Source organism: Stenotrophomonas bentonitica (genome assembly GCF_002887735.1).
GTDB classification, from domain to species: domain Bacteria; phylum Pseudomonadota; class Gammaproteobacteria; order Xanthomonadales; family Xanthomonadaceae; genus Stenotrophomonas; species Stenotrophomonas bentonitica_A.
This window is the reverse complement of the sequence record NZ_PKQP01000022.1, coordinates 1-12,852: the sequence shown is the minus strand read 5'-3', so window position 1 is coordinate 12,852 and position 12,852 is coordinate 1. Positions and strand designations below refer to the sequence as shown.

General features: G+C 58.7%; 6 protein-coding genes. 3 read left to right on the top strand and 3 right to left on the bottom strand.

What is annotated here, in order from left to right; genetic code table 11:
• Positions 1-1,094: 1,094 nt before the first annotated feature.
• Positions 1,095-1,268: a hypothetical protein gene (locus tag C0R07_RS20000; RefSeq protein WP_167390418.1), complete on the bottom strand. Its 174-nt coding sequence runs from the start codon at positions 1,266-1,268 to the stop codon at positions 1,095-1,097.
• 1,136 nt (positions 1,269-2,404) lie between these two features.
• On the bottom strand, positions 2,405-2,689 hold the full coding sequence (locus C0R07_RS19475) for a hypothetical protein (protein ID WP_017354460.1): 285 nt from the start codon (positions 2,687-2,689) through the stop codon (positions 2,405-2,407).
• 123 nt (positions 2,690-2,812) lie between these two features.
• Here C0R07_RS19475 and C0R07_RS19470 point away from each other — a divergent pair, with 123 nt between their 5' ends.
• The 3 genes from C0R07_RS19470 (at position 2,813) to C0R07_RS19465 (ending at position 10,750) form a co-directional block, all read left to right on the top strand.
• Complete coding sequence (locus tag C0R07_RS19470; protein WP_102789684.1) at positions 2,813-3,949, top strand: site-specific integrase; 1,137 nt, start codon at positions 2,813-2,815, stop codon at positions 3,947-3,949.
• A gap of 189 nt (positions 3,950-4,138) precedes the next feature.
• On the top strand, positions 4,139-4,378 hold the full coding sequence (locus C0R07_RS19830) for a hypothetical protein (RefSeq protein WP_146027648.1): 240 nt from the start codon (positions 4,139-4,141) through the stop codon (positions 4,376-4,378).
• Between the two features lie 165 nt (positions 4,379-4,543).
• Positions 4,544-10,750 carry an ATP-binding protein gene (locus C0R07_RS19465; RefSeq protein WP_197656301.1) on the top strand — a complete coding sequence of 2,069 codons (6,207 nt, stop codon included), beginning with the start codon at positions 4,544-4,546 and terminating at the stop codon, positions 10,748-10,750.
• An 804-nt stretch (positions 10,751-11,554) separates the two neighbouring features.
• Here the strand turns inward: C0R07_RS19465 and C0R07_RS19460 are convergent.
• Entirely contained in the window at positions 11,555-12,706 is a 1,152-nt protein-coding gene (locus C0R07_RS19460) for a hypothetical protein (protein WP_254427901.1), read from the bottom strand.
• Between the last annotated feature and the right edge of the window lie 146 nt (positions 12,707-12,852).

Genomic DNA, 12,852 nt, shown 5'->3' with positions numbered 1-12,852 from the left:
CGGCTGACGACTGTCTACAAAATCCTGGGCGATTCAAGGCAAAATAATCCCGCCATGAGAATCGTCTACGCCACCTCGCGGGATCTGATTGGCTCGCGGGAGCGGACCGGTGCTGTATATGCAGCCGCCACGCTGGCCGTTCCTGGGTGCAGCTGGTGATTGCGCCGGCGCGAATTAACTTGGGCTCGCTGCGGGTTGACCGCAGAAGGCCCAAATCTGGGCGTCATCTTCGGTGGCGGCGCTATCGCCAGAGAGCGGTTGATGGGCACCCGTGCCACCGCAGCCTTGAGATGCAAACGTGGATCGTTGGGTGGCCAAGTTATGGGCACCGCGTAAGCAGAGGTCTGATGGCGGCGGCCGTTAACATAAGCTACGTTATGCGAAGTAACGCATTGATCTTAAAAGCGTTTCCCTGCCTTGGCCGATCCTACTCCAGCAAAGAGACGTCATCAAGCAGGCCTGAAGAAGCAGGGTTATCCTCGAACCCTCAGCTGCTTTCTCCATATGCATGGGGGACACGTCGCGATTCCGGGTTAGCTGGCAGTTGAGTTCCCGCGAGCCTACCAGCGTGCGTCATCGCTCCAGGAGGAAAAATCTTGCTTCGCCGCCTCCAGCACGAGCGCTGGATGTAGGGCAAGAGCCTCTGCTGGACTGCCTCCGCACAATCGAGCATGCGGAGCGATCAGCCATTCGATTTCCTCCCAACCTGACGTCGGGCCGCCGGCTGAAACGCCATATGGGCCACGCAGTAGCGACAGTACCTCCGAGAGCACTGGCAAAGGCATCCCAGTAGAGTCCAGCTGCCATGGAGGAAAGAGAAACAGCTTCAGTTCCCCAATCCACACGCCCAGAACGCTCCCAGATTGCAGGCACTGCGTCAGGGTGCGGCCCTGGACGGCACTCGGGCTCAGTATCGCTTCGAACGCCGCCATATCGAGCCAATCCCGCGCGGCGTTCGATCTGGCCTGAGCGAAGGCAGATGTTTCCGAAGGTATATGCCCGCGCATAGAATGCCTGCCTGGTAAATGAACAGCTCCCACAAGGATGCCACACGCTCTACTAAGGCAACCTGTGGGGGAAACGTCGCTTGAACGTCAGGCATCCAGCGGTTTGCCGCAACAAGGGCATTTCCCTCCTGCCAGTTCTCGATCGTATGCTGCGTTTTGGCGGTTGGCCAGCCAGACTGCTGCCACGGTAATGGAAACAACAAGCGCCACCAAGACGCCTGCGACGATGCTCATCTGTTGCAAGGTAGACAGGGAATTCATTGCATTGCCCACTAGGAAGACCAAGACGATGTCGCACTACAATTTTAGCCCCCAAATCGGAAGAACTTGCAGGAAATTTATCCGGAAAGGCACCCGATCTAACGTAGGCTGAGGGCTCTATGGCTGAACTCTGCGGGCGATATGGCTGCATCTGAAAGCTGGCCCACAGCAAGGCAGCTACTTGGAGGTCCTGCGACCAACGAGCTCCAGAAGAATTCGGGGCAAGTAATGCGTAGTTCCGCCAAATTAGGGGCGGCTTGTCCGAAGACTCGCGGAAAGATGGGCGGGTTTCCGGAGCAGAATGGGGCAGTTTCAGCTGTGAAAGGGGCAACTTGTCCGCGTCAGACAGCTGCATTTGAACCCGGCGCACCCAGGCGATCAAAGGGCGGAACTTTGTTCATCCAGACAACTAACACCCAGAAATATCTGCGATGGCTTACGGCGGTCCAACAATGTCTGCCTCGCGAACCAGAATCTCTACCTCAACGGGGCAGAATTGTCTGATGACGAACAGATGGGAGCAGGTCCATGCTGCTGCAGGCGACTGGCAGCGATGTCGGGAGCGGTAGCCAGGGGTGCGAATGGGGTTTTGTGTCGGCTACGGCCTAGCTTCTGCCATGTCTCGCTGTCTCGTCCATGGTGGGTCTTGGGAAGGGGAGCGGAACTACATCGAGAGGCAGACCAGCAAAAGACGGCGCATCATCCATTTCGCATAATGTATATTATGTTAAACATTGCGCGGTACTACGGAGGGCTGATCCGCCTCCTGCTGGCATCGCTCTTGCCTCTCCGAGGTGTTGAGCGCTGCGAATTTGGGGCAGCTTGCGCGGCAACTTGTAGCAATTGATGCGCTGAGCTACGTGCAGTCCCAATGACTCGCTGTGATCTTGGTGCATCACCAATGGTGCGTCGCGAATCTGTTGCATCTCCAATGATGTTGCCAAGGCGTTGCAGCCACGCGCTTTCGAGAGCATCTAATTTGGGAGACGGCTATGACCGTCGGCTTCATTTCTGAGCTAGCTCAGCGGCTTGGACCCTCCAATTTTGAAGAGTCCAAGCGAACAATTCACTTGCTGGCTCCGGTGTCGCGGTCCCCGAGCCCCAACCACGTCAGAACCCCTTGGACTTCGGCGGTGTCAGTCAAGGCGCTGACTGATCCATTCCCATGTCGCCTTGCTGAGGTAGCCTTGGTACTCGCCACGGACAAGCTGGGATACAAAAATCCCGTCATTCTTATCGAGCTTCTGTTGAAGATCGGCAGATAGATCGTGAGCGCTCATATCCCCGGACACCCAGCGGACCGACTCCAGATCAGGATCTGCTACGTTCTGGTAGCGCTCCAGGTGCTTGAGGAACGCAGTCCTCTTTGCGTCGTAGTTGGCTTCTCGGTTCAAATTCCAGGTGACAACATAGACGGCCATTTCGATCCTTCGAGACTGACACCGAACGTGTCTCCGTGATCTTAGTAAGTGCGACATATACGGTTCCGATAAGATATATTTATCGGAACTCAGGCTATTTTTAATCCCTACTTTCAACCACTTATGAGCGACCTTCTTCCAGCTCTGACCACCGCGGCTCCTGCCAATCCGACTGTGGCGCAGCTCTCGCAGTCCTCGGCGGACGCGGTGCGCGAAGTCTTCGCCGAAGCGGCCTCGGCCAGCACCACGCGCAGTTACGCCACCGCCTTGCGCTACTGGGCGGCCTGGTACCAAGGCCGCTACGGAGCGGTCATCGCCATGCCGGTCGACGCGTCTTGCGTGATCCAGTTCATCATCGATCATCTGGCCCGGCGCTCAGGCGATGCCCTGACCTGGGAGCTGCCGCCGACACTGGATGCGCTTTTGGTGGAAGGCAAATTCAAGCAGCGCCAAGGACCGCTCAAGCTGTCGACCATCGTCCACCGCGTTGCGGTGCTCTCCAGCGCCCATCAATTGCTCAAGCTGGCCAATCCCTGCGAAAGCAGCGAGGTTCGGCAGCTGCTGGCCAAGGGCCGTCGCGCCGCACATAAGCGCGGCGAGCGGCCGAGCAAGAAGACGGCGATCACTGCGACCGAATTGATGGCGATGATTGCGACCTGTGAGGACGATCTTGTTGGGAAACGTGATCGTGCCCTGCTCTACTTCGCCTTCGCCAGTGGTGGGCGCCGTCGGAGCGAGACGGCCCATGCCGTCTTGAGCAAGCTTGCGCCGATCGACGGCGGCTACCTCTACCACCTGGACGTCGGCAAAACGCTTCAGGAGGGCGTCAAAGCAGGCGGCTCGCCGGACAAGCCCTTGTTAGGTCCACCGGCCGAAGCGCTTCGCACCTGGATCGAAGCGGCTGGACTGCAGGAGGGTGCCCTCTTCCGCCAATTGACACGCGGGAAAGTTGGGGCCGGCTTGTCACCCAAGTCGGTGGCCACCATCATCCAGAATCGCGCCCGCGCTGCCGGATTGGTGGGGAGCTTTGGCGGTCACAGCCTACGATCGGGTTTCGTAACGGAAGGTGCTAGGCAAGGAATTGCCCTGCCAGCCATTATGGCAATGACCGATCACCGATCGGTGGTCAGTGTCATCGGCTACTATCAGGCCGGTGCGGCCGAAACGAATCCGGCGGCTCGAATGCTGGAAGCTGCCGCAAGGTCAAGTGCCGAGCGCCCCATAGGGCGGTATGGAGACACGACGAGCGCTGAGTCCTAGGCAATCGTGCGGTCAAACTAGTAGAAGTATCCTTTGATCGTCGCGGCTTCGCTGCGATCTATCACTGTCGGTCTCTGATGATCTCCCGTCGCAGTCGGCCCTCACGTCACGGAGATCGGGTGATCTGTGCCCGATGCTTGAGTCGGCCGTCTCCAGTAAATCGCGCGCGGCTACACCAAAGATCCTGCGATGCTTGGCGGTGCGAAAGGCAATGGCCACTCGACCCTGCCGTCCGATTTGCCGCTCTCGCATGGCAAGAAGAATCCCGTTTATGCGGTCATGGTCGAAGGTCCGGACGGCACCAGATTGCAAGCAGAAGCGGAGCTTCGTCTCGACCACTTTCGACCTGGCGGCTACAAACTGATTGCCTATCTCCCTAGACTCGATAAAGCTGATGTGCCCGTGATTAGCAAAGTCTGGAAGGTGTAAGTCGAGCCTCCGTTTCGGGCCGACAGCTGCCATGCTTCACCCCCGATAATTCCCCCTGCCCCCCCCTTTGTTCCGTTGATGTCCGCCTGCGGCCACATGCGTCCGATCAGCTCCTACGGACAAATGTCAGCCATGGGCTGAACAGCCGTTCTCGCGTCCGTGCGAGTGACCGATGTGATCGACGACGGATATACTTCGATTCACAATGCCGCTCGATGCGGCGACGGCATACCCGCTGGTGCTCGACGCCCCCGGGTTATGCTGGAGCGGCTCCCTTTTCTCAGGTTCGCACCCACTACCCAATCCATATTTATGGCCTCGAAAGCGCCCAAAAATTCGCAGCCATCCGCTGCTACAGCTCCCGCAACGGCACCGGCGGAGGGCGAACGCCGAGCGCTTCGTGGATACGTCGGCCAGTACGAGCGCGCGGGCGCTGCCATCTATGCCGCGCTTGAGCGCGACGAGCTGCTTTGGATTGGCGTCGCTGACCGCAACGCGGGCATTGCGGACGACCTGGTACTAGGATTCGATGGATTGGTGGTCGGTCACCAGTTCAAGACGTCCAAGTTCCCAGGCACTTTCACTGTTGAGACGCTGTTTACTGGTGCCAATGGTCTCTTGAAGCCCCTAGTTCAAGCTTGGCAGTGCCTGTCCAAGGACAACCCAGGAAGTCGCGTCGAGATTCACTTGGTCGTCAACGACTTTCCATCGGTTACCGACAAGCCAGGCGACGGCAGGCTACGGCACAGCGCTGCATTTCTCGAGGAGTTCCAACAGCATCCAAATCGGTCGCTGTCGGATTGGTCCGCGCGAGGATGGAGCCGACTGATCGACCACCTGCGCCGCGAAGCCGGCTTAAATGATGACGACTTCGAACAGTTCATGCATGCCCTGCGCGTGGTGTGCGGAGCTGCAGCGAACTTCATCCAGTCGCACAAGCTGAATGCGGAGCAGGCGAGACAGGCATGCGAGATTGCCAGCGTGCTGCCCAAGCTAGTCGCCGATGAACGCGACAAGGACAGGTGGACGCGTGACGAGCTGCTTCATGAGCTTGGATGGCGCGATCCCGCCAAGACTTTGCTCATCCATCGGTTCCCGGTCGGCGCCTATGTCCAGCGCAATCGGGACACTGAGGTCAAGCTACTAGCAGCGCTTCATGCCTCCAATCACGGCTACGTCTCACTCATAGGACCACCTGGCTCCGGAAAATCCACTCTCCTGCAGGTTGCGCTGGCCACTGAAGCAAGTGTCCGGCTCGTTCGTTACTTAGCGTACGTGCCGGGCGCGGCTCAAGGCGTGGGTCGTGGGGAGGCCGACAACTTCCTGACCGACGTAGGTACGCAGCTGCGGAACAGCGGTTTAGTTGGGCTTCGTCTTCGCGATGACTCGCTATCTGAGCGCCGCGAACAGTTCGGCGTCCTGCTACGGCAGGCTGGTGAGCGCTTCACTCGCGAAGGGATCCGTACAATCATCGTTGTCGACGGGCTAGACCATGTGCCACGCGAAGAACGGCCGACCAATTCGTTTCTGGGAGAGCTGCCTCTTCCCGCGGCAATCCCAAATGGGGTCGTGTTCGTGCTCGGCACGCAACGGTTGGATCTCGCTAATCTGAAGCCCGCCGTAAGAGCGCAAGCGGAGAAGAGCGAGCGACAGGTTCTCATGGGGCCTCTCGGTCGCGAGGAACTCACCTGGATGGCGGATGCGCTAGGCTTGCCTGCCGAGATTCCAAGATTGGATCTCAGCAATCTCACGCATGGCCACCCGCTGGCAACGCGCTACTTGATTCAGGCACTGCTGCACGCTGACGAAGCTGGTCGCAAGCACCTTCTTAGCGGCGGGATGCCGTTCGACGGCGATATTGAGACTGTATATTCAGCTGCTTGGCGCGAGATCGCAAACGATGTCGATGCCATGGATGTGCTGGGCTTCATCGCTCGGGCTGAGGCACCCATGGACCTGCGACTGCTGGCCACGATGGTCAAGGAGTCCTCGATTGAACGCGCCCTGGTCATTGCGCAGCACCTGCTCCGCAGTTCATCCCGGGGATGGAGCGTCTTCCACAACAGCTTTAGGCTGTTCGTCATCGCTCAACCGCGAACCCGCCTCGGGAGCGTCGACGCTGAATACTCGCAGCGCGTATACCGCAACCTTGCCCAGTTGGCGAAGAGCGCGCCACCTGAATCGGCACAGTACTGGCTTGAGCTGCGCTACCGCGCGCGTGCCGGCGACGGTGCCGATGTACTGGCATTGGCGATGCCCGCTCGCTTCAGGCAGCAGCTGGCTGACGGGCGTTCTATCGCCGAGATTCACGCCGACATCCGCCTCGCCCTGCTGGCAGTGCGTGAAACGCACGACGCGACCGCCTTTACACGACTGCTGCTGTGTCGTGACGAAGTGGATCGGCGCAAATCAGCCCTTGAGTACGCCAACCAACTCCCGCTGGCTATGCTGGCGGTGGGGAACATTGAAGCAGCTGTCTCCCTCGTGCAGGACTTCCCCAGCCAGGGCTACGAGGTCGTCGACGCCCTACTAGCGCGAGGCGACTTCGACCGCGCGAAGGAGCTGTTTGAAAGCCTCGAACCACTATCGCAGCTCCATACGCCCAAGTTCAGAAACTACGGGCACCAGCACAACATCAAGGAATTCGAAAGATGGGCAATGCGCGCCGTCCACTTCCGAGACACCGAGCAGATCCAGATAGCGATTGATCATCTCGCCGCAGAGGGTCTAAGGGAGCCGGAAACGGTGGATCCGCAATCTGCCGTAGCGCTGCGGCTGCATCTTAGGAGGGAAGCCGCAAAGGCGATGCTAGGTCAGAAGGTTGGCTCCGATCCTCAAGAACTATGTAGCAAGCTCGGAGTAGCCAACGAAGATAAGCCGTCGGTGATGGTTCACGCAGGGCTTGCGGCCAGTCGACGTGGCGACGTTGGGCAAGCGCTTGCGCTGTTTGATAGTGCCGTCGCTCTTCCCCGGTTCGGGGAGGTACCAAACGGCTACCGTCAACGGATGGCGCTGATCGCATTCGAAGCTGGCCGTCGTGACCTAGCCGAGGCCCTGTTCGACAAGCTGGTCGCACCGATGATCTCCATGTGCGACGACAAGACGGACCTGGCTGGGCTGGGCAATCTGGTCGGCGCAGTGATGCATCACGCGAGGCTTTGCACGCTGCTCAAGAGGCCACTGCCAAGCGTGACACCGTCGAAGCACACCTTCCTTCATCCACTCCAACAGCACGCTTCGACGATAGGTGTGCTTCTAGCTCGCGCTGCCGGCGTCAACGGGTCCTTATCGGCAGGCGGCATCCAAGGCATAGCCCGCACGTCCCTTGGGTATGTCCTACGTCTCGCATCAGAAGGCGGCAGCGAGTCATACCGTATCCAGCAGTCTTTGAAAGCGATCCCCACGCTCGTGCAAGCGCTGCTGAGGCTCGGCGCCGAGCGCGGTGAGACTGAGTATCGCGCGGTACTTCGGGAGGTTGACTCAGCCATCGCTTCATCGGCGTCGAAGGGAACTGCTTACCTGCGACGCAGATTGGCTGTCGATGCATATCGCGTTGACGGTGATCGTGCGGCGGCGGCGGATCGGCTTAATGCCCTCGTGGCGGAGCTTAAAGAAAGTACACCAAGCGAGCAGATCGACGGGCTAGCGAATCTAGCCATCGGGTTGGCTGCGGTCGGGGAGTTAGAGCGGGCGAATCAGTTGCTGGCGACGGTTCCTGAGCAATGCCTTGGCTATGCCTTGGCTCCCAAGAAAGACCCGCAGTACGCGATCTGGCGAAACACTCTAGCTCTCGCGAACGCGGCTGACCCGGAAAACCGTGTCAAGCGGGTCTCAGACCTGATGCGTCAGGTCGGTGGCATGACCAAAACGGAAGGGTCGTCGGCCGCGCGTCGCCTTACCATGGCACTGATTAAGGAAGCGATGCAGGTTGGACCTCGCTTCGGCTTCGAGGTGTCAAAGACACTGGCGGATTGGCATCTAATCGGCTGGCCGAATCGTGTCGACCTGCTCATGACGGGGATGGTCAGGCGAAACCCTGAACTCGTCTTGGCATGCGCGACCGTCTGGTGCGGTCTCTGCCTGCCATTCTATATGGAACCGCACTACCGGGATCCGTCCCATGTTGGTGACTTCATCGACGCCTCCGCGGACGCAGCCGGCCCTGACCAGATTGAACCGCTCGCTCTGATGCTGCTTGGGGCGGTCGAGGTAGCCAGCAGAGCGCACGAGAGAATCACGCTGCTCCAGCGCATTCACAAGGCTTCCGGAAAGCATGGATTCTCGTCGCCTGAGCTCGAAGCCGCCATCGCCCGGTGGACGCCAGAAGCGCCGGAGCCTCGACACTCGTATACGTCTAACAAGTACGCCTCGGAAGCTACTCTCGCGGATCTTGAACTCGCGTTTGAAGCAGATAGCGACGAGCTGAACCACAACGCCCCGGACCGTTTCGAAGAGCTGGCAGACACAGCTCCGATTCATCTGGCGCGAAGGGTCTTTGAGCGCTGGCAGGTATTGCAGGACAACGCACGCTGCCGTTTCCTGATGGTGAAGCGGTTTGCTGCAGCCGATGAGGTCGATTACGCCAAGAAGCTTATGCAAGGCTACGAGACAAGCAACGACCCCTGGAGTTCCTGGAGCCAAGGGATGGGTGGCGGCAAGTTCTTCTACTTTAAGGCGAAGAAGCTTCTGCACGGATCATCCACATGCCCTGCGGCCTTCGAGAACATAGTCGATTCAGTGACAACGGGCCAGGAGAATACCCAGGCACTGCTCACAGAGCTGGATTCGATACTGCCGGTCATCAGCTTGACGCCAGATTGGCCGGCTATCTGGTCGCTGATTGAGGAGCAGATGACCTGCACTCGCGAGTTCCAGTTGGGGCGACCCTTCCAGTCGAGCGAGCTACCACTCAGCGACACGGACCTTTTGGAGGAGTTGCTGCACTTTGCCTATCGACTTCCCATTGCAGAGGTTCAGCGGCACGCGCGCAATTGCGCCCTGAGCTTGGCAAGGCAAGTCGGACAGGGTCAATCTTTGTTCACATCCCTTATCCGGCGACTTATGGACGGTGACTTGGACGCCCCCTTGCAGGCACTCGGAACGCTGCTCGCTGCCGACAGCGCGAACCTCGAGCCCGTATTGGGCCGCGCCGTAGCTGCAATGGTCAGTCACCGTGACATTGCAGTAGCCGAGTCAGCCACGCTCTTGTCGCATCGGTGGGGGCTGGCTGTCTCTTTTGACGCGACGCCACTGCCGCTCTTCTATCTCCTCGAATTCAGTGACCTGCCAGAGAGCGACCAGGCATTCACGGACGAGAGAACTGGTGCAATGCGCGTCGAATCGCCGCTTGGCTGGACTCGTATGTTGCGCTCGACGGCACGTCACATTGCAAAGGCGGCAGACATCGAGGAGATGACAGTTCGCCGTCGCGCGGCGATGTTCATCCAGGATTGGGGTGGACTTGAGGCCTTCGGGCCCTCTGGTGTCAAAGAGCTTGAGGCTCAGCTTCGTGTCCTTGATATGCAGATCACTTACATGAAGCCACACGCCTACATCGCCATTGCTGCCCTTCGCCACGTCGCAGGGGAGCTGCGCCTGGCCGGCAAGTTGGAGAGCCGGGACAGTCCGATGCTGTTGGAGAGATTGGGCTACCCGCTTCCGCCTCGGCCATTGATGCTCCCGCGAGTTCGTCCCGAGTGGATTCGAAGGCCGCTGATTGACCGAAGTGCCGGTTGGTCCGAGCGAGAGCAGAAGTGGATTGACGAGGTTGACGGCGATGTTGCCCCTTTCCTGGCGCACTGCGACGGCCAAGTCGTGGCCGAGGTGTCTCGCTTCCATATCCACAAGGCACGACTGTCAGAGCACCGCTTCTACCGCTTTAGAGCACCTTGGGCAGAGACTGATAGTGAAGAGTTCGACGATTGTTACGCCAAGCTGCCCATCGCTGTTTGGCTAGGCCAGTACGTCCCACTCGACAATGATCTGGCACCAACGCTGGTAAGGCGAGTTGTCTGCTCCGTGGACATGGGCTTTGACACAGCGGCCAATCCGTTTGCATTATGCCCAAACTGGGTTGAGGGGCTTCGCTGGCGCGCTCATGACGAGACACCGAGCGTATTCTTCGATGCGAGCGGAACGGTGGTCGCAGAGCTTCACTGGTGGCGTGACGCTGGCCCGGTTGGAATCGATGCGGATTCTCTGTGGGGCGAGGGTTGCTACCTCGTTGTGACGCCGGCTGGCCTGGAACAACTCACCGCCGCTTATGGGAAAGAGTCCTTAGCCGTTAATGTGTTCGCAAGCAGGCATATAGAGCAGCCGAGTAATTGCGGGCAAACTCTCCTAAGAACGGCGAAGGGCGGATACTCGGTCTAAGGCCATCCATACTCCGCTTCGATCCTAGACGCTAAACTACAGGCTGTTATCGCTGACGCAGCCCTTCTGGCGTAAGAACTGGAACGACCGCTATGCGTCGGAAGCAGCCATTGCCCTACCACGATAGACACCCCGAATCCATGTTTGGCCTTGAGCCTGCTTCGGTCCATCGCTGTTGGAGCCAAGGCTGAACCTAAAGCCCATCCTTCCTGGGCGCATCGGATAAATCGGGAGAGACTTCAATATCTTCTAGCCGGTCACTCCCAGGATTCGCGCGGAGCCTGGAAAAGAGGCAGAGTCGAATCTTGGCGCTAGTCGAAGTGACACCATTGGTCCAGATCTCTCCTAGATCTTTGAGCGCAGCCTGCACCCACGCTGCCCCGCTGCCCGTTGAGGTAGCCGGCCTGCATACGCCCACGGCCCAGCAGATCCGACTGGGCCATGTTAGGCGTCACAACCTGGAGCGGCTCACCTGGCGATGCCAGCTGGCCCCATATCGGCTGGACCACGCAAAGCGCCGTCTGTCACCACAGGGATACGCCGAAGAACAGCGTTCATCCGGCGGTTCTTCGGCGACCTGCTACCAAGGACTTACTGGGTCCCAAGCTGCTTGAGTGACAGTCCCGCCTGAGTTGCCGCCCTGTTGCTGTTCGGCCACAGCTGATTGTGCCCGCGTAGAACCAATCAGTGTGCACAGGGTCCTTTCATCTATGTACATCGAATTCACAATGAGCCAACAGGACCGAGTATCTATGCGGGGCGCAACACCAAGATGACTAGCCGGCTCCATCTCACCCATACGCATCATTCAAAGCGCTGTTCCCGTCGACTGTGATCTTCCGCCTCCCTCTGTCGCTCTCTTCGCACTGTGAGCTCGATCCGTTCAAGCCTCTCCGCCACAAGATTCCTAACTTCGGCCAATGGATGCTCCAGCAGCTCAGCAAAAGCTTTGGCCCGAATTTCTATGATGTCAGCCAACGAGCTAGACCAACTCATGGGCTGGATTCCGGCAAACATCACATCGACGATGCATTGCTTGTCCACTGCGGCTTCCAGCAAGCCTTTGATGGACGCACTGAGGACAACGCGTTTGGGATGTTCTAGTGGTATATCGGTTGCCTCTACAGTTGAGTAGGCGCAGGTCGCTGCGGCAACACCCACGATCCGATCTTGATCACCTCGACACCAGGTAATCAACCGATCCACCGGCATACTATTGAGTGACGGCGAAGCACCTCCGAAACGACACTTGAAAACGCGATCAATCAAACGACGCTCCCTATCGTCGCCCGTGAAGATCTCTCCAAGGACAATCTCCGGGAAGTTGCGGAATAGCGTTGTCATGAGGACTTCGAAATCAGAGCTGCGAATTCTAAGATCATCCAACCCTTCGCAAAGCAACCTCACGATCTCCTCGACTTCCTGTTCTGGAGCAGACTCAGATAGGCACTGCTGGGCGATCCGCTTGGTCCCTCGGATGCGATTCAATTCAGTCTGTCCGCGCTTCCCCCCGAGTAGAGCGCGAATGGCGTCGCGCCCTGTCGAAAGGAGATCTTCACTCGGCACGTAGTTTCCGCCCCTCCCCGCGAAGAATCGCATTTCTAGCACACTAAGCGTGGTGTAGAAGCCATCATGGCGCTGGTTCAATATGGTGAACAGTTCCGCGAGCTCGCTGTCGGTAAGGGACTCGTGCATGCGGCCATAGGCAAGCTGTCCAAACCGCCACGCTTCGAACTCTTCCCCTCGAGCCAACTCAATCAGCATATTGAACCCCCATGGGCCAATCTTGATGGCGCTGAGCAGGTAGATGAAGAAGGTCCGCAACAAGGGATGATCTAGCACCCGCTCCAACATCACCATGGCCAAGCGGGGGTCGATATCGTTTGCAGCGCTGATATAGCCTTGAAGCACCTGTGGATTGAGCTTCGCAGGCGCCTGCAGTTGCACCAGGCTCAAAAGACGCTCATAAGTGGCAATTAGGTCGACGCTGCCTTGCGCCAGCCCAATGCCGAAAGGATGCAGTGCATCGAACTCGCCCGACCAGAGGGTCGGCAGGGAATCATTACGTACAGGGCCAAAAGCTGCCTAAGCGACTGAATTTC

Bases quoted from the DNA above. Each gene is read 5' to 3' on its own strand.
- C0R07_RS19475 (WP_017354460.1), bottom strand. From the start codon at position 2,689: ATGGCCGTCTATGTTGTCACCTGGAATTTGAACCGAGAAGCCAACTAC.
- C0R07_RS20000 (WP_167390418.1), bottom strand. From the start codon at position 1,268: ATGAATTCCCTGTCTACCTTGCAACAGATGAGCATCGTCGCAGGCGTC.
- C0R07_RS19470 (WP_102789684.1), top strand. From the start codon at position 2,813: ATGAGCGACCTTCTTCCAGCTCTGACCACCGCGGCTCCTGCCAATCCG.
- C0R07_RS19830 (WP_146027648.1), top strand. From the start codon at position 4,139: ATGCTTGGCGGTGCGAAAGGCAATGGCCACTCGACCCTGCCGTCCGAT.